A 21,221-nucleotide genomic window follows, 5' to 3' on the forward strand; every position below is an offset into this window, starting at 1 on the left:
TTAACTAGTCACAGCTTTCAACGTTCGGACCATAATGGCGGCCATAGTAGTCAAACGTAGATACCATGATTCTTTCCACGAAAAGTACCGTTCTATTACTTTCCAACGTTCAATGTTACTTTTCCGTATCCCTTTGGTGGTAAAACCCTCGAACATAAAATTGGCTAAGTATTGTGGAGCACGGACAAAGACGCTTGGGGTGATGGTCCACACTCTTAGGTAAAATTCATAGTCGGCTACGTAACGATAAGACGTGTCATAGCCCCCAAAAGTACGGTAAATCTCGCGGCCAATGAGTGTCCCTTGGTGACAAATACCATTTTTTCGGTTAAAATTAAATTCAGCTTGGCGGTGTATCTTTTTGGTCGAATTTAAAAAAAATACGACCCAGTCGCAGCAAATGATTTTGTTATTCACGTTTCCCTGTGCCCTTTGCACCATTTCTTCAATGGCATTGGGTTGAAGAAAATCCCCAGCATTTAATAGCAAGATGGCATCACCCGTACTCATTTGTATGCCTTTGTTCATCGCATCATAAATTCCCTTGTCTTTTTCGCTGACCCATTTTGTAATGCTTGTTTCGTACTTTTTAAGTATATCCAAGGTCCCGTCGGTCGATTGTCCATCAATAACGATGTATTCAATGTTTGGGTAGGTTTGACTTACAACACTCTGAATGGTGGTCGTCAAATGTGCCGCGGCATTGAGACAAACGGTGACAATACTTATGCGAGGCTCTGTGGTTTGGGTAGGAAAACTCATACGTTGCTTACTTTATGGCCGTAGTTCATATACCGTCAGGTGCTCTGTTTTGGGCTTTTTATTTGGGGTTCGGTATGTGGAAATGACAGATGTTGGATTTTGGTATATGATTTTGCCAGTGCGGTAGTTGCGGTGTTGTATCGAAAGTGGAAATGACAACGGTTTATATCTAAATTCTAGTGCATAAACCGATGGACAATCGCAGACATCAAGGCTATCGCGAAAGATACGACGAGGGGCGTGAACAAGATTTATCCTTTCTTGGGTGTATAAACACGCATTTGTAGGAAGGATGTTATCAAGTGCCCGAAAGTCGTCATATAGGGGCAAAAAACGATGGTAAAAATGTGTGCGCTGCGCTGTGGTAAGCGGAAAAGGTCGTAAATTGTACAAATACAAGTACGTCATGCCGAGATAGGGAAGTACAGCTACAAAAATTAAACCTGCTTTGAGGTAAAAATATGTTGGTTTTGTAGCCCATTGTGGCAGAGAAAGTAGGGTTGCTATGAAAAAACACAACGGTAAATTCCCCCAAAAGCGTGGGCTGTAAAGCAAGTCGAATTTGTACAGAATCAATAAAAATAAAATGGCGATGAGGTACATTTTAATTTTATCACGCCGAGGGTAATTGCTCCAACCAAACACAACAAACGAACCCAAAACAAGGTATGGAAAGTGCAACAGTGCGGTTTGAGTATGTTCTAAAAAAGTAGGAGTATTAACGACTTCTGCTTGTAAAGTTGAAGCAAGTAAGTGCTTGTCTATGAGTGTAGTATCGAAGTATTGAGATAAGATTAAACCGAAAGGTGAATGGGTTTGTGCATACGTCCAAATGACGATAGGTAGGTAAAATACCAGGGTTGGCCAAAGGAGTAACAACAGATTCCGAACAGAAAATTGTTTTTGTTGATACAATTCAAAGATTGCTGCTAAACCAACCAACGCCGCATAAGGTGCAAGCGACATTTTGGCACCCAGAATTGCGGGTAAAAGTAAACCAATTCCGCTCAGCAGACTTTTAACCGACTGCGTTTGGGAAAGTTGCGAAAAATTAAGGGTGAGATAAAAAGCTGCAAATGCGGCTAAATCTCCAAAATGATGGCTTCCTGCGGAAGTAAAAACCAAGCGATACATGCCTAAGCAAGACAAAGATAAACCTATGCTTATCCAAAACACAGGTGTTTCTGCTTGGCGCATCCATTGGTATATTGACCAGAGAAATAATCCCAAAAAGCAAAAACTTACCACATTGGGGGCATCGGTAAACCCAAGACTGACAAGCGGAACTTGCGAAAAATTGTAAATAAGATGCGGAGGAATGGCGGCTTCCCAAGGTTGGCGATAGAAAATAAGTCCACCATCCATCACAATTCGTTGCGCCACCAACTGATGATAAAACAGTTCGTCAATTTTGGTAGAAGGCAACAAGGCGTATATGAAAATGGGCAATAGACAAATGAAACCAACGCCAGCTAAGATTAATTGTGGGGTTGAAAAGGTGATTTTTGAGGTTTTAAAATAAAAACTAAAACGGCTTACTGAATAGGCAAGACCCGCCGCGAGTATTCCATACAGCACGTTGATTGCCAGAGGCGTTAGCCAAAAACCAAAGGCGAGCAACTGAACAGTAAGACTTACGGCTAAAAAACCCAAAATAACCGCAATGATTTGTTTTAAGGGAGTGGGTAAATAAATCCCAAACAAATCTAAAAAGGCTAAACCCCAGCCATAAACCGCCCAAAAAAATGCCAGTCCAACCAAAAAGTTGCTCAAAAAAAAGTATTGCTCAAGGTACAGAAAGGAGGGCATGGAGGATTTATTCTTTTCGCGCGATGAAACTGTACAATTTACCTGACAAGTGTTCTTGTCGGAACATCAATGCTTGCCAACCAATATCGACAAGCCATTGCTGATTAGCAAAAATACGACCTATTTTGTTGCCAATGAGGTCAGTGAGGCGCTTTTTATTCCAGGGGTCATAGTTGATGACCGATTGGGAAGGGCTTAAATCTTCCACAATTTGCATGGATGCCTTGGCAAAAGCCTCGCGGTATTCAGTCAGGCGGAAAGCGTTTTCTCCTCCGTAAAAACCGTGTAATGGGTGTTTTTTTAAAAATTTTTGCTTGTCTTTTTCGTCTTTAATGACGTGGTCGCGTGTTGTAAAAAGCAACCCTTTTGGTCGAAGTACCCGAGCGACTTCTGCCACAAATTTGGGTAAATGGTGGGCATGGTGCATGACTTGACGACCATAAACGATGTCAAATGTCTGATTATCAAAAGGTAATTCTTCGCCAAATGCTTCGACAATTTGCACATTTGATAATTCATACATAGTCACCAACGTTTTGATAGCCCCACTTCCCACCATTGGGCTTGGATCGGGCTCAAGGGCAACGACCCGAAAACCTTCGAGGGCAAAAGCAATACTCGCAATGCCATTGCCAGCGCCGATGTCTAAAAGATACGGGTTAGGAATAGGACAATAATGTCGAATTAAACGCAAAGTTTCTTGGAATTCAGCACTTTGACGAAACCGTTCTACATTGACGCCCAGCTCGGGGAGAATGTAGGTATTGGCTACAATCTCGGCAAACTGTGGGTTGCTTTGGATGTATTCGATGGTTTCGTGCCAAGTCATGCGTTGTTACAAAAATTTGATTTTATTGAGGGCAAAAAAGGTCATTTTGAGCAAAAGCCACCCGTGTTTGAAGCGAGAAATGTTGGTTTCGCCGTACGTTCGGGCACGATAACGGATGGGGACTTCAATAAATTTAAGGTTGAGTTTTGCCGCCCCGAAAATGAGGTCAAAGTCGCCAAATGGATCAAAATCACCAAAATAAGAACGGTTGGCCGCAAGTTTGAGGTAATTTTCGCGCGTCATCACTTTCGTGCCACAGAGCGTATCTTTCAAACGTTGACCCAATAACCATGAAAAAGCAATGCTAAAAAACTTGTTGCCTAGCAAGTTGAGGGTTCGCATGGCTTCTTTTTCCATCGGATACACGAGCCGCGTACCGTTGATGTACTCTCCTTTGCCCGTCGCAATGGCTTCAAAAAATTTGGGCAAATCTTCGGGGGGAACGGTCATGTCTGCATCCAAAATCATCAGAACGTCGCCCGTAGCTATGCTGTATCCTTTGCGAACGGCATCTCCTTTCCCTTTACCTTCTTGTTGAATCCATTTTAAAGGTACTTGCCCCTGGTATTTTTGGCAAATACGTTGAATTTCACCCCAAGTATCGTCGGTCGAATTGCCTTCCACAAAGATTATTTCGGTTTCTTTTCCCATTTTAGGAGTGCGTTGCACGAGTGCTTCGATGTTACCCTTTTCATTTCGGGCAGGAATCACCACGCTTACAGTCAGGTCTTCTGCTGCTTTAAATGGTTTTTTGACACTTCTTGCGACCAAAAATGTGACCAATCCAAAGAAGTTAAACAAGGGCAAATTGCCAACGTATTTGTTTAAAAACCACGACACCAAAGGAATATACCGAGGGAAAATAATTTTTTTTGTTTGCCGAACAACGTCAAAATCCGCCAACGTCAACAAATTGGCTATGTCGCTAATATCAAGCCAATTCTGGCGTTTTTGGGGCATTTTGAGGCCAATAATTTCGGCAAAACGCAACAACGGCAACCAAAAAAAATTGGTATAACTAATGATAACTCGGGTTTGGGGAGAACATACTTTTTGGACTTCCTGAAAGACTTTTTGAACGTCGCCAAAGTACCCAATGGTGTCGCTAATAATCACATAGTCAAAGGTTTCGGTCAGTTCGAGTGCTTCGGCATCCATGTGAAAATAATCGTGCTGGCCACGGTGTTGGCGGGCGTATTCAATCATATCTATCGAGGAGTCAATACCAACGCCACGGCTTGGTTGGAGCTTTTCGAGCAAATACCCCGTGCCGCAGCCTATTTCTAAAATAGAGGCATTGGAAGGAATGACAAATCGAAGATATTGAATGAGGCAGGTATAATAGTAACGATTTTGTCGTATCCACTTCTCGCGTTCTTCGCCACTCATTTGTAGTGTTGATTGTACCATACAGCGTCTGCTAAAATCAAAAATTGAGGGTGCGGTACGGTCGTATAACCCTCTTTTTTGGGAAAAATGTATTTTTTGTTCGTTTTAAGGTCTTTTTTCTCGTAAATATACAAATATGGCCGCGTCAAAATGCGCAAATCATAACTCCATTCGTTGGCATATACATTCTGAAAAATCCCTACATACTCAGCGGGGCATACGATTTCGCAGCCTTTGGGGAGTTTTTGGGCCAATTCATACAGCACCTTTGCGGGGCTTTGGGCATAGGGTTTTGTACCGAGTCGATTGTTGTGAATAAACAAGAAATTCTTTTTGATACTAAACATTTGACCGTGAATCGACGAGGCGTTACTGACGGCCATTGGGGTGATAAAAAACTGAAAAAGCCCCGCCCAAAGCAGCCATTCGCGCTGATTGGAATGGGGTTGGAGCTTGGCTTCGACCAGCCGAATGGTCATAAAAACGTAACAACTCATCATAAATGCCCACCAGCTTCCGACGCGTGCAGGGTAGCGAATACTCATGTTGGGTTCGGGGAAATACAACATGCCTTCCACAAAAAAAACGGTGAGTAACACAAAGCAAAACCCTAAAAATACGCCGATGATGACTTTCGGTTGGGGAATAACCCGCCACCAAGGAATGAAAAGTAAACAAGCCGCAGCCAAAGATACACTTGAAAAAAAAGCAACTAAACCAATGTAAGCGACCGTCATGGAGATAGATGCTTTTTTCTGAATAAGCAAAACAGCTTGCCCCAATCGACTAGGGTGAGGGCCATTGAGGTACGACAACCACCACATTCCTGCGGCAAAAACAACGATTGAAATTCCAACGATGAGGTAGTTGTTTCGGTTAAAAAAATAATGAGGCCATTTTTGGGTTGGATGTTGAACTAGACTTGATAACACCGAAGCAAACAGCGTCACTCCACAAAGCAAAACCACCGCAGTTTCTTTGATAGAAAGTGTCAATAGCCCCCAAAAAGCGACTTCTATCCATTTGCGTCGGGCTAAACTGAGCGAAAAAAGGCCCAACAGGGGCAAAAAATATTGCTCAGGATGCCAACCATAATTGTCCAAATATACGTGATAGGCAAGTGGCCCTACGCCAAAAAGAATAACGATAAACCAGTCATTAAGCCAGTTTCTTGTGCGGATACTACGGTAAAATTTGAGAAAAAAAGTGGCTAAAAGCCCCAAATAGATAAGAAATAAGCCGTAAAGCCCCGTAAACTTGGTGACAAAGCCCGTCAACAGTATAAAATAATAATTGTGGTGAAGCCAGTGAGAACCGTAATAGGTATCAAACAATATGGGGCGTCCTTCCAACCAGCCACGGCTCAATTGGAGGGCTATCAGTCCATCAACGAAATTTTCATTTAGGTACTGAAATTGATACACCTTTAAATAAAACCAGCCCAAAAGTATCGCAAACGGAAAGCCAACAATGAGGTAGTTGAGAAGTTTACGAAAATTGGATAACGGCATTGATACAAGAGCTTAGGCGATAATAAAGCGAATCTAAGAGTTAATCTTGAAAGATTTTTACAAAAGTATTCGCAAATGTTGAAATACGTTGCTCAAAATCATCAAAAGTAGGTTTTGGCGCAATGGTATTATCCAAAAACCCTTCCATTAATCTGATTAATTCATCAACATCATAGGGAGAAAAATAAAAGCCACGTTCTTGCATTTGTTCTTGGTGAACATCAATGTCCGACAAAATTAACTGAACTTGGAGCGTTTTTGCATCTTCCACAACGGTACTCCAACCTTCAAATTTACTTGGCTGGACTACCGCAATAGATTGGCTCATTAAGTAAAGCTGATGCGTTCGAGGGATAACTCCAAGAAAACGAACGTAGTCTGACAGCCCTTTTTCGGTGACAAAATCTTTGAGTCCTTGTACAAAATTGGTGACTTTATAATCTTCTTCTTTGCCCGTAAAAACAACGATAAAATCATTTCGACGTTGCTTGAGCTGCTCAAGGGCTTTCAGTACTACCCAATGATTTTTATGAATGTAGAATTGATTAGAAACAATAAAATAGCGTTTGGGAACTTGGTAAAGCTCCGTAATTTCGTCAAATGACAAATTCTGCGGACGCTCAACTTGCGAAACAAAACGCAAAATATGAACGGGTAAGCTGGCGGGAACGGCGTAAAATCGTTTGAGGTGATTGTAAGCGTCTTGGCTTGATAATACCAGCGCATGTGTGCGTTGTAACAAACGTTTTACGCGGAGTTCGCGAAAAAAAATATTGATTTTAGAGAAATACTCGGGGTAAAATCGGTGCTGAAAGTCAGGAAACCATGAAACTACTTTACTCGAAAGGGCGGGTTTTCCCAGTGGAAAATCCATGAGCGGATAGATACCTTTGAGTTGATATTTTTCGATAATATCTCCAATGAAAAAATTCTTACGCGAAAGCCACGATTTTACGTAATTGAGGTAATTGTTAGCGGGAGCTTTATGATAAACGTAGGTAACGTAAGGGTAGGAGATAAGGGCAAGCGAACTTTCGACTTTATGATCGTAAAAGACAAAAATATGAGGGCGACGCGCGTCGGGGAGGCTGTTCAATGAATTGATGATGTTGATAAGGTAATAATGACCTCCAATCCAGTCGGCAGCAAAGTAGGTAAATAATATTCCGATGCGTGTTCGATTCGCTAACTCCATTCTATCTTTATTTTGACGACTAGGTTTGGAAGTCGTACATTTTTGCCAAAATATCTTTCAGCGCATCTTCGATGGTGAAAAATAGGTGGGTATTAAACTCCGTCAATACTTTTTGATTATTGCCAATTTGGCTAATTCGGTCGTATTTTCTAATTTTCTCAGGGTCAATCTCAATTGAAATGGGTTTGTTCATCAACACCCCAATTTTCTGAACAATTTCCTCAACTGAATATTCGACCGAAGTACAAACGTTATACACTTTCAGCCCTTTTCTAGGAGCAGAGGTGGCCATCAGCATGAGCAAATTGGCCGTATCTTCTACGTGAATATAATCCCGACGGCTTTTTATATTTCCAAGCTTGACAATCGCATGGCTTACTTCAGGGTCAATTTGCCGTAAAATATCGGGAATCAAATGGGCATTAGGGTCATTGGCTCCGATGGTATTAAACAAACGGGCAATACACACATCGGCCTCAGTACGCTGCTGATAAAAGCGAATCTGTTTTTCATTTGTAAATTTCGACAAAGAGTAATTATCAAACGGATCAACGGGCGTTTCATCCTCATTCAAGATTGGGAAGTCGGGTGAATACACCGCACCTGTGGAGGCAAAGACCAATTTTGAAACCTGGTGTTTTTCTATGCTAAGCAGGAGGTTTTCAGTACCGATGACATTGACCTCAAGTGCATAATTACGTTCAATTTCACAAGTGGGGACGTGGTGAATGGCCGCCAGATGCACAACACAGTAGGGTTTGTAAGCCCCAATAATTTCATCTAATGCCGTGGCATCTCGGACGTCGAGGTTATAATTGGTAACATTTGGTAACTGGACAAATGGAAGATTACTGGTCAAATTATCAATCACAACGACTTGAAAGCCATTTTCAGACAGCATTCTTACCAACCGACTCCCGATAAACCCTGCCCCTCCAGTAACCAGTATTGTGTGCTTCATTAGAAGATATTAAAGTATCGCATGTACTAACCTACGTTCAACAGGGTTGGCCAAAAGCTAAGAATTGGTGGATAACCGCTTTAAATTTTGAATAATGTCCTGAGTGTAGGTCAACTGATTTGCAAATTTAGCAGTTGAATTGGATAAAATCGTCTTTTGGAGGGTTTGATTGTTGAGTTTGCTAGATTTTTTTAAGAATATGTGATTGTAAATATTATTTACAACATTATTCTTTCTTTGAAATGGAGAGAATCAAAAGAGTATTCTAAGTCTATGCCATTTCTGTACTTAATCAAGAAGTAGATTGAAGTGATTAATTTATACGGAAAAGCGATGGAAGTGATAATAACCCCCCGAATATCACTTTTTTGATTACTAAATGTTAATAATAAAATGATAATTAATGAGTAAAAATTTGGATAAATAGGTAAAGTGTATGTTAATAAAGAAATAAGGATTGATTTTATATATTTTTTTTGAATGACTGAATAATTTATAAAATACCCATCTTTAATACTTTTAAATAGTGATAGTAAATAACCCATTTTAACATAGGGCTGGAGGTAAGATAACAATCGCTGGCCTGAAAGATTTCTATTTAAGTGCTTAAAGCCATGATATGGTACTTCATAAAAAGGAACAGTGCTACGTATTTTTGCATAAAAGTCGCACTCTTCTTCTTCTCGTAGAAAAGGTGAAAAATTTGCAGATGGAGTTTGTGAGCTATTGAAATATATAAAACCGCCTATTTTTGGCGCCTTTTGAAACTCCGTATAGTTATAAAAGTGGGGTATTTCCTTAATAACAGTATCATTTTTAATTAAGAATTCGTAACGGTCTCCGACTATCCCAAGGTATGTGTCTATGAGGGTATTTGTTTTAGAAAACCAGTCTTTTTCTAAAATCATATCACCATCAATAAAAAGTAGTTTATTGTATTTTGCGTGCCGAATTCCTAAAAACCTTCCAAGAGATGCTGTCGTAAATGTAGATATAATATTGATAACTCTAACATTATTTGCTTGAGCAATTTTAATAGAGTCATCTAAAGAGTTTGAATCTACATAGATAATTTCACTTAAATTAATAGATGAATCGAAATTTATGGCAGTTTTAATACTAGATATACACTCATAAAGAGTTTTTGAAACATTTTTCCCTATTATAATGACTGAGACATTGTACATTTTTAGAGGCTCTCCCATATTATTTTGTTTTTGGAAATTGTTCACTTTGCTTTACTGAATTTGTATTTTTTTAATTAGAAATATTAGAAAAAACGAAGAAATAATAAAAAGTCTCCAGTTATCTAAAAATTCTCCAGTCCATAAAAATAAAAAAATAGGAACAGAAGTTCTAAATAATCTCATTAGCTTGTAATAATTTCTAGTTTCATGGTATAAAAAATAGGTGTATATAACTAATATTGAAAATAAACCTATAAAACCATACCTTAACAAAATTATCATATAATAATTGTCGGTAATTGAAATTGGCGTATATCCTACACCGAAGAACGGGTTTTTGAATATAGAAATCGTTGCATCTTTAATGATTGTAACCCTTTCAAAATACGATTCATCGGCTTTTTGTAAAGCGCTTAGGTCGTCAAAGCTAAGAAGTATTTCTGGATTAGATACTAAAAAGCCAAATCTAGAATTTTCTAAAAAAAGTACGATAAAAGGCAAAGAGCTAAATAAAATTCCAAATGATTTAAGAGGGTGGTAACATATTACTGTTACCAAAAAGCAAATTAAAGCAGTTCTGGACCCTGTTGAATAAATCAAGAATGTGCATATAAAAGTAAATAAAATCGATTGATACCTTTTTTGGAAAACTCCAAGTTCAAATTGTATAATGAGTAACAATATTGAAAAATATCCTAAGTAATTTGGATTTTCGAATGTTCCTACAAGCCGAAGCCTGTCCGAGGTAAAGGGGATCCCAATTTCATTTTTCTTGAGATTAAACCAGAACTTTAGTATAGAAATTAATGGAGTGTAATACAATATACAGAAAAACAATTGTGAAACTAAGCATACAATTAAAATTTCTTTTAAATTTATATCTTCAGATTCGAATGTTTGACTATATTTATAAATAGATATAAATAGTACAAAGCAACTAAAATAACGTATTAATTCAGAAATAACATCGTAATATCCATTAAAAGGTATGTGAGGGATATTTAAAGCAACAGAAAGTAAAATGACACCATAAAAAAAAGTAAATAATTTGGTTATAAATAAAGGGAATGTTTTTTGCTTTATAAGATAAATGCTAGATACACTTAGACTTACAATCCAAAAAGTTTTTTGTTGTATAAAATCATTTAATGGAGTTGGGAATGGGAATAAAAGAAGAAATAAAAATATTCTTCTTAGTCCATTATTATTAGCCTTTGATATGTCTAGTAAATTATCCAAATGTCACTTTTTTTTACTTGTGTATTTTAAGTATTGCCTAAATAAATTCAATCTATTTAAAATCCATTTAATAGAATATTTTTCATAAAAAGAGTTTATTATTTTCTTTCTTTCATCCAAAACTACATTTAAGTTTGTATCTGAAAGTCCTCCTGATAAATAGTAACAAATAGCTACATCTGTTTTTTTGATTTTTTTCTTTGAATAATATTTTTCAATTTTTAACAAGGTTTCTAAATCAGAACAATACTTTAAATTTTTACTGTAAAAAAGTAGTTCTTTTTTGATTTTTGTGCTGAAGAACACTGCTTGATGACAAACACCAACTATTATTCCTGCAAGATTTGTAATATGTCTCTGAGGAACGTATGTAGTGCTATTGTCTAAATTATCTAAAACAATATCCCCAAATACAAGTACGAAATCATCATTCAGTTGAGGAACAATTTTACTTAAAGTTGTTGAACTGAAAAAAATATCTCCAGAGTTTAGAAAAAACAACCAGTCGCCAGTTGCGATTTTGATGCCTTTGTTCATAGCATCATAAATTCCGCTATCAGGCTCAGAAATTACTCTAGTTATCTTATCCTTATATTGTTCAATAATTTTTTGAGTTCCATCAATACTACTGCCATCAATAATAATATATTCAATATTTTTATAATCTTGATTTATGACTGATTTTATTGTTTTTTCGATTGTACTTGCACTATTATAGCAAACTGTTATTATACTTATTTGTGCTGATGACGCTACATTAATCATTGTAATTGAGGACTTTTAACCTTAGTGATTGCTTTTATTATATTTCACGAATAAAAAAGCCCTCTACTTCAAACATTTGACCTGTTTCATAATTACGGAATCCACTCATAATTGAATAAAGTGTAAACCCAAAAGTGCGTAATTCCGCAATAATTTCTTCTAAGTAAGGGCTTTGTTCGTAAGATGGAATAACTGCAAGTTCGATTTGGACAACTCGCGCAATTTTCAACGTTTCAATAGCTCCTCGAATAACTTCACGCTCAAAACCTTGCACATCAATTTTTAGCCAAATATCTTTTTCCCATTTTACTTGCTTTAACAAGTTATCTAAAGTGTTTATTGGAACCGTCTCAGTTTTTAAAATTGCGGTACCTGATTCCGCTTCAATTGTATGAGACTTTACCTTACGTAGTGAGCTACTGACGGAGTTGAGTGAAACATTTATTGGTAAAGTTCCCTCGATATCACCGACAGCACTATTGATAGCTACCCATTCTTGTTTTATCTTACTATTTTTCAACAATGATTGATATGCACTTGAAACGGGTTCAAAAGATATAATTTTATTGTTGTAATTGTTGTTATTAATAAGTTTAAGAGCAAATTGACCCTCATTTGCTCCAATATCAATTATTGTTTTTATATCGTATTTATTTAATAAATAACTAATAAGTGCTGTTTCTGAATTTGAAGGGTTATAATATTGAAGATATAAACCCATTTTTTGAAAAAAAGACTTAATAATATTTGTTGCAAAGCTTCGTAAATTACTCAGTGGGCGAACCATAAAATTGCTTAATTTATTATTTAATACGAAAATTGTTAAACCGAAGGCGTATTTCGTTGATAAATGGAATATTTTTGATAATCCATACTAACCAAATAAAATATATAGTCGTGTAAGCACACAAAGCAAGCCCCCAGTTTGTAGAATTTGTTGAAATGATATAATTAGAAACACAAGATACCAAGATTAAGAAAACCAATGAAGTGAAATAACCGAAGTCTCCCTTAAACCTCAGAATTTCAAAATTCAAGTGGTTTTTTTGATGGTAAAGGTAAATCAGAATACCTGAGCTTATTATTAAACTTAATGACCACGCACTTACGACCCCATATCCTTGGAACATATATCCCCCGATAATTCCCAAAAGCACATTGAGTAGTGCGGTCGATAAATGTTGAATAATATTATGTCTAAGTTGACCAACACCCATGTTGCTTAGATATGCAGGAACACTAAGAGTATTTAAATACCATCCAATGACTAAAGTATAAATACTTAAAACAAAAAAAGTTTCAATTTTTCCAATCCATACTAATGAGATAAATGGTGCGAAGAAAAAGAATAAGAATAGAAGTGGGGTACTAATAATTGTTAAAAGCCTGAACATCATTGTATATAAACGCTGAAAATTATTCGTTGCTGTGATTGAGGTTTCAACTATCTTCGGTACCATTACTTGGTTTGCAGTGACAATGACACTTCTGATTTGTGTTACGAGCCTATTAGCCATTTCGTAAAATCCTACAGAGTCTAACGAACTGTACTTTGCTAAGAAAAATTTTGTTATTGGGTCGTAGAGTAAAGTTGTAAAAGATGCAATTTGAGATTTTATTGAATATTTAAAAAAATCTAAAAATAATTTTTTGTCAAAAGTGAAACTTAATATCAGAGAGCTTTTGAAATAGTAAAATACCATAAAAATACTGCCTATAAACATGAATATTGTATAGATAATATGTGCTAATGCGATTCCCCATAATCCTTTAGGAAGCAAAAAATAGGCTGAGATAAATAGGGTTAAACTTGCCGCAATATTTAAGAATGAGCGAAGATAATTTGCTTGGAAACCATCCAATGTAAACATAAATACATTGGCAATATTTAATAACCAAAAGGCAGATAAAGCAAGTGGGAATATTTCTTTGGCAGAGGCTACTTCAGAGGGTGAGGTGATTAGAAAATTAAATAACCAGGAGGAATTACAATAAAGTAGAATACAAATAAATAGATTTAATATTGCAGTGATTCCTATAGACATGGTAATGATAGAGCGTGCTTGTATCATGTCTTTTTTGACATGGGCCTCTGCAATAAACTTAACAATCCCAACTGGAACTCCACTATTAGCCATTGCAGCAAAATAGGTCGTTGTCCAAACAATCGACCAAACTCCTAATTGTTTTGCGCCTAATTCACGTATCCATATTCCGTATAGGAAAAAATAGGTAAGACCAGTGATGATGACTTGCCCGACTGTAGAAATGGCATTTATTATGAGCCGGTTATGCATAAACGATTTTGTTTACCCCCAATACTTAAAGCATTTTCTTTAAAATACTAATAGCTACACCAATAATTAACCCGATAACACCGAATCCAATTACAATTAGAGTACGTTTAGGCTCGCTTCTTTTTAGTGGTATTGTTGTAGGTTCTAAAGTTTTAAATACGGGTGTTTCTTCTTCTACTCGAATCTTTGCCTGCTCGTATTGTTGTGATAAATTATTAAATAAATTTTGAGCAAGGATATAGTCGGCCTGAAGTCGTTGTTCTTCAATTTTAGCAGTTTGCAGTGCTAAAAATCTATTTTGATCTCTAAAGTTTGCCAACCTAGCTTCTGCATTCTGATATCGTTTTTTAGCTTCTATTACCTGAGTTCCTAGAAACTTTACCTGATTTCTCGCTTTATCTGTTCTATAACTCGTTACGTATTCTTTTAAATATTCAACTGATTTTTGTGCGACTGTTGCTGCAACGACAGGGTCTGGCATTTTCGCATTGATTACGATTACACCTGTTTTACGATCAAATGTTATAATAACCCTTTTTTGTAGTTCATTGATTAAATCTTGCTGTTTTTTGGTAAGTTCAAAAGCATTGCTTGATTTTTTAGGGTCAAGAAGTGAAGTTTGTTGAGGTGCTTTATCAGGAACTATGGTTGATATCCACGATTGACCTTTTTCATCAAGAAAACGTTCTAAGGTCATCGTTTTTTGGTTTTCTGCAACATAAACAGGTTGTTTTAAAAGGTACAGACCAAAAGGCAAGCTTTGTAATATGTTAGGATATAAATCTGGACGAACTGCATCCGTTGTATTCATCTGATTCAAATCAATACCTGCAAGCCCCGCTAAGGCACTAAGACCTCCCATTTTCCCCAATGCACTACTTGATTGGAGTTCAGGCATGAGCTGGGTGGAAGACTCAAATTCTTTTTGGGCAAGAAGGGCATATATTACTCCTGCAATGGCTAAAGCCCCTCCCCAAATGGCTATTCTTTTTCCATTTGATTTTAGAAAAGATACAATATCCGAAACGCTGATTTCAATGTCAGCCGTTGATTGAATATTTTGACGTTCAGTGCTATTCATTAATATAAATGAAACGGTTTAAGTTAGCCCTTTTAATTACGCAGAATAGTTGCCAGAGCGATAATTAGCGTACTTGTAAATGACAAGATTACTGGAGCTGTGATATCTGACCTTTTATTGTCAACTGGCTGGAAAGGTACATAAATTGTAGAGCCAGGTTCTACCTTAGGGTAAATTCTAAAAAATAAAAATCTACGTGTTCGTTGGGTAAATCCATTGGCGTAAGTAATGAATCCACGGCCTCTTTGGGCTAATTCTTGATACCCCCCTGCTTGAGAAAGATAATCTCTGAAGTCATATCCTTTTGTAAAGTTAATGGAAGAAGGGTTAAGAACGGCCCCTCCAATACTTACGATTTCAGAGCGTTTTGGAACAATGAGCGTATCTCCATCTTCAAGCGTAATATTTCCTTCTACTGAAGGGTTATTCATAATTTGAGCAATATCAATCCCGATTCGAGCACCTTTCCGTTGAAACAAGGCGCCAGGTAAGTAACCTGTAACTTTGATTCCTCCTGTGCGCTCAAGAAGATTGGAAATTTTTTCATCGGTATTAACAATGGCATACGTACCAGGGTAGTTGACTTCGCCCATTACATGTACACTTCGTTGCTCTTCATAGTTAGGAGCTTTTCGGATATACACAATATCAAATGGTTGCAGTTTGAATTTGGAGTCTTCAGGAGATAGATTGAGCTTAGGGTCAATATCTAACCGTATTATTTCAACCTTATATACTCGGTCAGAATTTAACTCTTTTACCCGCCGTGCAATTTCAATGCGAGAGCCAATGGCACCCTCCGTAAATCCACCTCCAATTAGCACTAAATCGGCTACTGTCATTCCTTCTGCATAAGGAGCATCTCCTTCACTATTGGCTTCTCCTAAAAGGGTTACAAAAGCTTCTTCACGTAGTTCTTTGATGGTTTTGATGACAATACTATCTTGGCGATGTAGCTCAATATCAGGAATTTCTCCTTTTAGTATCTTGTTAATGTCAACAGAAACTACCTGTGGCTCACCGTTTTCCTTTTCACGAAAAATAACAGCTCGGTTCCTAAAAGCATTTTCTTTGAGCCCATCCGCTTTTTTTAGGAGTTGTCCAAATGTTTTGGTTTCTGGAGTAAGAGCATAGTCGCCAGGGCGAAATACGGCTCCTTGAATCTGAACGCGATTTTGATAACGATCAAGAAGGATTTTTCCCACTTCAATCCTATCGCCATTTTGAAGTTTAAAATTCTTTAGTTCTCCTTGAGGAATATTTAATACCTCGATTTCACGATCTGTCGGCCTACGACCTGTCACGTAGGCTCTGTAAGCCATACTTGTAAAGCCACCAGAAAATTGAAGTAATTGCTCAAGAGATTCGTTTTCTTTAATTTCGTAGATGGCGGGGCGTTTAATTTCTCCATCCAATTCAATTCGATTGGTAAAAAACGGGACTTGAATAATGTCTTGGTCTTGCAGTAAAATATTGTCAGCCTGTTCGCCTGTTAACAAGAATTGATAAAGATCAATCGTTCGGACTACTTTGTTGTTTCTTAAAACTCGGATATTTCGATAAGTCCCCATGCTATCTGGTCCGCCACATAGATACAAGGCATTGAATGCGGTCGCCAACGAAGAAACGGTATAGGAGCCAGGCTTTACAACTTCACCGATAATACTCACTCGAATGCTCCGAATATTGCCCAAATTTACAACGGCATACGTGCCTCCCCCCGAATTTAAACCCGAATAAGCTTGACGTAGGCGAGAGACAAGACGTTCCTTCGCCTCTTCAATAGTCAGTCCACTAACATATACGGGTGCGAGATTTAAAACTTTTACAGTACCTTCTGGACTAACTTTTAAACGATAACTGTCAGAGGCATTGCCAAAAATATCTATAACAAGTTCGTCATCAGGGCCAAGTTGATAGTTCTTGGGTGTGGCGATACGTAAGTTGGGTTCAAATGTAAGGTCAGTACTTTGAAAAAGTTTACTACCAAAAATTTCAAGCTTTTTTGACTTAACTTGTTTCAATGTATCTTCATCTTCCTTCTTCTTTTTAAGGACCTCACGTTTGCTAAGATCGCCCAATTGTTTTCTACCATTAACTTTAGTAGTTGAGTCTGAAAGGTCTCTTTTATCAGTTAAAGTTTTTTTATTCTGAACCTCTGAAATTCGCTGCCGCATTCGTGCAATATCGGACAAAGTATAGCCACGTTCAAGGGCAGCTTGTTCAATTTGCATTTCAGACAAACCGCTTGCTTGCGCCTTTTTGTAAAATTCTAAGACTTGTTCGTCTGAGAGTTGATTAACACTGGTCGAAGTCGATTTTTGACTTTGAGCAAGAAGGGAAAAGCCAGTGAAGAGAAGGCAAATAGAGAGTAGCCAAATCCTCTCAGTCACTTTCATTAAATACATATAAACTTGTAGTTTGGACATTCATCTCGGGAAGAAGAATAGAAAAACTTCCGAGGTTCAAAATTAGGCAAGTCTTGGCGGATTGCCAAACATCTCCACAAGATTTTGGATTTTGCCAAGTTGTAAAAACAATATCATACGCTATTTTTGGGGGAAAATAAGTTATCACCGAGCATTTTTACAGTCTAAAAATATGACAGAGCAAGTAGGGTAAAAATTTGTGAACTGTATTTTTTAATGAAAAGCTTTCAAAAGTTGAAATAAAATATGAGAATTATACAAGTAATCACTCTTGGTAATGAGCTATATGGAGCACAAAGGCATGTACTTGATTTGAGTGAAAGCCTTAAAGCTCAAGGCCATGAAGTGATACTTCTTCTGGGTACTTCAGGGAAGACTGAAAATGCGGCGCGTTCTATTGGATTGCAAACCTACTTACTTAACCATCTTAAAAGGCCAATTCAGCCTATACATGATATACTGGGGATTATTGAACTGGTAAAGCTTTTCAAAGAGCTAAAGCCAGATATTGTGGCTTCTCATTCAAGCAAAGCTGGTATTTTAGTAAGAATTGCCGCTTGGTGGTTAGGAATTCCAAACACATTCACAGTCCATGGTTGGTCTTTTGCTGAGGGAAGTGCCTTTTTGTCAAGAAAGTTTTTTCAAGTAATTGAAAAAATGATTGGTTGGATTTCGTGCAAAGTAATAGTCATTGCAGAGTCAGACCGCCAATATGCACTTCAATTGGGAATACTTAAATCGTCTCAAATGAAGTTAATCTATCATGGGATACGGCTTCCAAAAGTTGATGATACCTTATTGTTACAAAAAAATGAAAAATTTACAATGGTGATGGCAGCGCGTTTTCAGGCACAAAAAGACCATGAGACACTCATTGCTGCTCTAGTACCGTTGAAAAAAAAAACATGGCAGCTTTTTTTGTTAGGTGATGGGGAGTTAATGACAGATATGAAGAATAAAGTTAGAGAAGAGGGACTAAATGATAAAATCTACTTTGAAGGGGCAGTCGATAACGTTTCAGATTATTTGGCAAGGGCAGATGTTTTTTTGTTAATCACAAATTGGGAAGGTTTACCTATATCTATCTTAGAAGCGATGTCATACAGTCTGCCCGTTATTGCTTCTAACGTAGCCGGAGTTAAGGAGGAGATTGAACATTTAACTAATGGTATTTTAGTGCCAAGGAAGGGTGTAAAGGAAGTTACGGATGCGATTAATTTACTATATAGTGATGAAGAGCTAAGAAGAGGTATGGGGAAAAAATCGAAAGAGATATTTGACCAAAAATTTCGGATTGATGTAATGACAAAAGAAACATTGCAGTTGTATGAAGAAATAAAAAATGATAATAATTCTTAACTACTTAGCAATTTTAAGTAAAAACTTTCATAATCTTTTAGTGTGATATTTAAATTAAACTTTGAGTCAAAGAGTTGCTTCGAAGCTGAAGAAAGATAGGCGTGGTTTTGAAGTGTGTTTTTTATTGCTTGAGTAATGTCGGTGAGTGAGTTGCGCACTAACGCACCATTATTGAAAATTAATTCATTACAACCACCTACATCACTTAGAATTAATGGAAGTCCACAAGACATGGCTTCAATGGCAGACATTGGCATGCCTTCACTGTCGGAAATTAGGCAAAAAACTTTATATTGATTAAAATCAGCAAAACCTGGTTTTTCTCCTACAAATCGAATATTTGTTGATTGATTTGTGGTAGCCAAGCTTTGCAACTCCAAGAATAGAGGGCCATCGCCAATAATGTCAAGGGTATATTCTGGCAAATGAAACATCGCTTGGATAAGAAGATCTACCCTCTTAGGAGAACTTAGTCGGCAAACAGTTACTACATCAGCTTTGTAATTTAGATGTTCAACTTTAGGAGGTAGGATAGAATTAGGTATTACTTGGAGTTTTGATGCGGGTATTTTGATTATTTCTATTGCCTTTAATCTATCAGTTTCGGAAATACATAAAATTGAGCTTGAAATATAACTTAGTATGCGTTCAGAAAAATTAAAAAAAGATTTTAATTTTCCTCCGTTATAAATGGAAGACCATCCATGTGATACGTAAATAACTTTCGTGTGAGTTAGTAAACCTGCAATTCTTCCATAAACTCCAGCATTTGCAGAATTGGCAATTATCAAATCAGGATTCACTCTCAAAATAAATTTAACAAGTACTAAGAGGTAGTAAAAACTATAAAGCCTTTCAAGCTTTTCATTAACAAGTAAGTCTGATTCGTTAACAAATGGTTGAACGGTTTCTGTTAGCCACCCTTTTTTATTGGTCGCCAATAAACACTGCCATTTACCAGTACTACTAAGTGCTTGAATTTGTTCAGAAACAAACTTTTGTGCACCTCCCGTTTCACTCTTAGTTATAATAAATAGCACTGTTTTCTTCATTGCATTTCATCGGTTTGAGATATCCTTCATAGTAGATTAAGCAAAGCCCAATCACAAAAAACATTTCACCAGGTAGCTTATATCGTATTAAAGTACCAAAGTTAAAGGAACTAATGCTAATACCAATAAGAAAAAGGGTAGAGAAAATTAAACAAAAGAGAATATTGGGAGATTTGAATATTGTCTGTAAAAATTTTAAAATTCCAATTTTATATATCAAATATAGGATTATGCTAAATAAAATAACACCTTCTATTGAACTAAGTAGGTTAATCGGTTTTCTTATTTCCCATATAAATGGTCTAAAAAGAGCAGTAATTAAACCCTCTGGAATAATTTTAAGCACACCAAACACAGTTGGGTCAAAATCACTGAGTTTGTAGCTAGATCCATTCATTGATTCACTTAATTCATAAACTTGATTTCCGTAGGTTAATGCCTCTTCAATAATGGTATTTATTGCAAATGAACTCATGAAGTTTCCAACTCCTAATAAACTTCCAATAAGTGCTAAAGATAAAATAGTTGATAATGTAAAAAGAATTGTTTTTTTGGGAACTATATTGTAATATTTATAAAAACCAATTAGGAACTTCCAAGTTAATAATGATGGGAATATACAGAAAAAAATATAACTTTTAATTGAAAAAATAAGATAGGAACCGAAGGTTATAGCAAAAATGTATTTTATTGACTTTTTTCGCTCAATTATAAAATAGTAAAATCCCCAAAATAAAATCCCTAGACCTATTAAGTATAAGGATTCTTTAGAAATTCCATTTCCCCAAATAATCGTATTGGGTAATAAGAGGACAGTAATATATAAAAATTGTTGAACGTCAGGATAAATTCGTCTATAAATACTGAATATCAACCACAGTGAACTGTAAGCAAATGTTGTTAAAATTAATGAAAGTGACAAGTAGCTTCCAAAAGTAAAAATAAGTCCTAGTGATACTATTTTTATTACGAAGTAGTTTGATGTATTTTCAAATAATAGTAAATCTGGTAACATTGAATAAAAGTAGTAACTTTTCTGAGAAAGATAAGATATGTTTTTTGAAAAATATATCTCAAAAAAAGCATTTGGATGTGATAACAAATATTTCTGTAATTGCTTTCCGTAACTAAAATAATTAAAAGTATCTCCCCACCCGTAATAAAAATAAAATAGAGAAAAAAATAATAAAGTCCCAATAAACCAACAAAATAGCCCTCTTTCATACAGTTTGAAATCACTACCTAAAAACTGTCTAATATGTTTTCTGAAAATTACATATAGTACAATATAAATAGATAGTGAGAAAGAATCAGCAATCCCGATGATTGGGTAATTGAGCATGTGTTGTTAATCTA

The 21,221-nt window shown here is 36.6% G+C and carries 17 protein-coding genes; 1 reads left to right on the forward strand and 16 read right to left on the reverse strand.

What is annotated here, in order from left to right; genetic code table 11:
- The 14 genes from FHS57_RS04175 to FHS57_RS04240 all read right to left on the reverse strand — a co-directional run bounded on the left by FHS57_RS04175 (position 1) and on the right by FHS57_RS04240 (position 17,433).
- Positions 1-762 (reverse strand): glycosyltransferase family 2 protein, encoded by a 762-nt coding sequence (locus FHS57_RS04175; RefSeq protein WP_183971622.1) that lies wholly within the window; start codon positions 760-762, stop codon positions 1-3.
- A gap of 12 nt (positions 763-774) precedes the next feature.
- Positions 775-2,571: a hypothetical protein gene (locus FHS57_RS04180; protein ID WP_183971623.1), complete on the reverse strand. Its 1,797-nt coding sequence runs from the start codon at positions 2,569-2,571 to the stop codon at positions 775-777.
- A 7-nt stretch (positions 2,572-2,578) separates the two neighbouring features.
- Positions 2,579-3,400: a class I SAM-dependent methyltransferase gene (locus FHS57_RS04185; RefSeq protein ID WP_183971624.1), complete on the reverse strand. Its 822-nt coding sequence runs from the start codon at positions 3,398-3,400 to the stop codon at positions 2,579-2,581.
- 6 nt (positions 3,401-3,406) lie between these two features.
- Positions 3,407-4,810, reverse strand: a complete 1,404-nt coding sequence (locus FHS57_RS04190; protein ID WP_229601249.1) for a glycosyltransferase — start codon at positions 4,808-4,810, stop codon at positions 3,407-3,409.
- Positions 4,786-6,300 (reverse strand): glycosyltransferase family protein, encoded by a 1,515-nt coding sequence (locus FHS57_RS04195; RefSeq protein WP_183971625.1) that lies wholly within the window; start codon positions 6,298-6,300, stop codon positions 4,786-4,788. The genes FHS57_RS04190 and FHS57_RS04195 overlap by 25 nt, the downstream gene beginning before the upstream one ends.
- A gap of 40 nt (positions 6,301-6,340) precedes the next feature.
- Positions 6,341-7,495 (reverse strand): glycosyltransferase family 4 protein, encoded by a 1,155-nt coding sequence (locus FHS57_RS04200; protein WP_183971626.1) that lies wholly within the window; start codon positions 7,493-7,495, stop codon positions 6,341-6,343.
- Between the two features lie 19 nt (positions 7,496-7,514).
- Positions 7,515-8,456, reverse strand: a complete 942-nt coding sequence (locus tag FHS57_RS04205) for an NAD-dependent epimerase/dehydratase family protein (RefSeq protein WP_183971627.1) — start codon at positions 8,454-8,456, stop codon at positions 7,515-7,517.
- 218 nt (positions 8,457-8,674) lie between these two features.
- Complete coding sequence (locus tag FHS57_RS04210; protein WP_183971628.1) at positions 8,675-9,661, reverse strand: glycosyltransferase family A protein; 987 nt, start codon at positions 9,659-9,661, stop codon at positions 8,675-8,677.
- 33 nt (positions 9,662-9,694) lie between these two features.
- The gene (locus tag FHS57_RS04215) at positions 9,695-10,882 is read right to left on the reverse strand and encodes an O-antigen ligase family protein (RefSeq protein WP_183971629.1); all 1,188 of its coding nucleotides are present in this window, start codon (positions 10,880-10,882) and stop codon (positions 9,695-9,697) included.
- A gap of 3 nt (positions 10,883-10,885) precedes the next feature.
- Positions 10,886-11,647, reverse strand: coding sequence for a glycosyltransferase family 2 protein (locus FHS57_RS04220; protein ID WP_183971630.1), 762 nt, complete (start codon positions 11,645-11,647; stop codon positions 10,886-10,888).
- Positions 11,648-11,684: 37 nt separating this feature from the next.
- Positions 11,685-12,434: an FkbM family methyltransferase gene (locus FHS57_RS04225; protein ID WP_183971631.1), complete on the reverse strand. Its 750-nt coding sequence runs from the start codon at positions 12,432-12,434 to the stop codon at positions 11,685-11,687.
- 16 nt (positions 12,435-12,450) lie between these two features.
- Positions 12,451-13,944 (reverse strand): oligosaccharide flippase family protein, encoded by a 1,494-nt coding sequence (locus FHS57_RS04230; RefSeq protein ID WP_183971632.1) that lies wholly within the window; start codon positions 13,942-13,944, stop codon positions 12,451-12,453.
- A 25-nt stretch (positions 13,945-13,969) separates the two neighbouring features.
- Complete coding sequence (locus tag FHS57_RS04235; RefSeq protein ID WP_183971633.1) at positions 13,970-15,025, reverse strand: GNVR domain-containing protein; 1,056 nt, start codon at positions 15,023-15,025, stop codon at positions 13,970-13,972.
- Positions 15,026-15,057: 32 nt separating this feature from the next.
- Complete coding sequence (locus tag FHS57_RS04240; RefSeq protein ID WP_229601250.1) at positions 15,058-17,433, reverse strand: SLBB domain-containing protein; 2,376 nt, start codon at positions 17,431-17,433, stop codon at positions 15,058-15,060.
- Positions 17,434-17,700: 267 nt separating this feature from the next.
- Between FHS57_RS04240 and FHS57_RS04245 the strand changes: the two genes are divergently transcribed.
- The gene (locus FHS57_RS04245; protein WP_183971634.1) at positions 17,701-18,813 is read left to right on the forward strand and encodes a glycosyltransferase family 4 protein; all 1,113 of its coding nucleotides are present in this window, start codon (positions 17,701-17,703) and stop codon (positions 18,811-18,813) included.
- Here FHS57_RS04245 and FHS57_RS04250 read toward each other — a convergent pair.
- The gene (locus FHS57_RS04250) at positions 18,810-19,865 is read right to left on the reverse strand and encodes a glycosyltransferase (RefSeq protein WP_183971635.1); all 1,056 of its coding nucleotides are present in this window, start codon (positions 19,863-19,865) and stop codon (positions 18,810-18,812) included. The two genes, FHS57_RS04245 and FHS57_RS04250, sit on opposite strands and share 4 nt — an antisense overlap.
- Entirely contained in the window at positions 19,834-21,207 is a 1,374-nt protein-coding gene (locus tag FHS57_RS04255) for a hypothetical protein (protein ID WP_183971636.1), read from the reverse strand. Before FHS57_RS04255 ends, FHS57_RS04250 begins: the two co-directional genes overlap by 32 nt.
- Positions 21,208-21,221: the final 14 nt, after the last annotated feature.

Source organism: Runella defluvii (assembly GCF_014195535.1).
Lineage (GTDB): Bacteria > Bacteroidota > Bacteroidia > Cytophagales > Spirosomataceae > Runella > Runella defluvii.

Bases quoted from the DNA above. Each gene is read 5' to 3' on its own strand.
- FHS57_RS04175 (WP_183971622.1), bottom strand. From the start codon at position 762: ATGAGTTTTCCTACCCAAACCACAGAGCCTCGCATAAGTATTGTCACC.
- FHS57_RS04180 (WP_183971623.1), bottom strand. From the start codon at position 2,571: ATGCCCTCCTTTCTGTACCTTGAGCAATACTTTTTTTTGAGCAACTTT.
- FHS57_RS04185 (WP_183971624.1), bottom strand. From the start codon at position 3,400: ATGACTTGGCACGAAACCATCGAATACATCCAAAGCAACCCACAGTTT.
- FHS57_RS04190 (WP_229601249.1), bottom strand. From the start codon at position 4,810: ATGGTACAATCAACACTACAAATGAGTGGCGAAGAACGCGAGAAGTGG.
- FHS57_RS04195 (WP_183971625.1), bottom strand. From the start codon at position 6,300: ATGCCGTTATCCAATTTTCGTAAACTTCTCAACTACCTCATTGTTGGC.
- FHS57_RS04200 (WP_183971626.1), bottom strand. From the start codon at position 7,495: ATGGAGTTAGCGAATCGAACACGCATCGGAATATTATTTACCTACTTT.
- FHS57_RS04205 (WP_183971627.1), bottom strand. From the start codon at position 8,456: ATGAAGCACACAATACTGGTTACTGGAGGGGCAGGGTTTATCGGGAGT.
- FHS57_RS04210 (WP_183971628.1), bottom strand. From the start codon at position 9,661: ATGGGAGAGCCTCTAAAAATGTACAATGTCTCAGTCATTATAATAGGG.
- FHS57_RS04220 (WP_183971630.1), bottom strand. From the start codon at position 11,647: ATGATTAATGTAGCGTCATCAGCACAAATAAGTATAATAACAGTTTGC.
- FHS57_RS04225 (WP_183971631.1), bottom strand. From the start codon at position 12,434: ATGGTTCGCCCACTGAGTAATTTACGAAGCTTTGCAACAAATATTATT.
- FHS57_RS04230 (WP_183971632.1), bottom strand. From the start codon at position 13,944: ATGCATAACCGGCTCATAATAAATGCCATTTCTACAGTCGGGCAAGTC.
- FHS57_RS04235 (WP_183971633.1), bottom strand. From the start codon at position 15,025: ATGAATAGCACTGAACGTCAAAATATTCAATCAACGGCTGACATTGAA.
- FHS57_RS04240 (WP_229601250.1), bottom strand. From the start codon at position 17,433: ATGTATTTAATGAAAGTGACTGAGAGGATTTGGCTACTCTCTATTTGC.
- FHS57_RS04245 (WP_183971634.1), top strand. From the start codon at position 17,701: ATGAGAATTATACAAGTAATCACTCTTGGTAATGAGCTATATGGAGCA.
- FHS57_RS04250 (WP_183971635.1), bottom strand. From the start codon at position 19,865: ATGAAGAAAACAGTGCTATTTATTATAACTAAGAGTGAAACGGGAGGT.
- FHS57_RS04255 (WP_183971636.1), bottom strand. From the start codon at position 21,207: ATGCTCAATTACCCAATCATCGGGATTGCTGATTCTTTCTCACTATCT.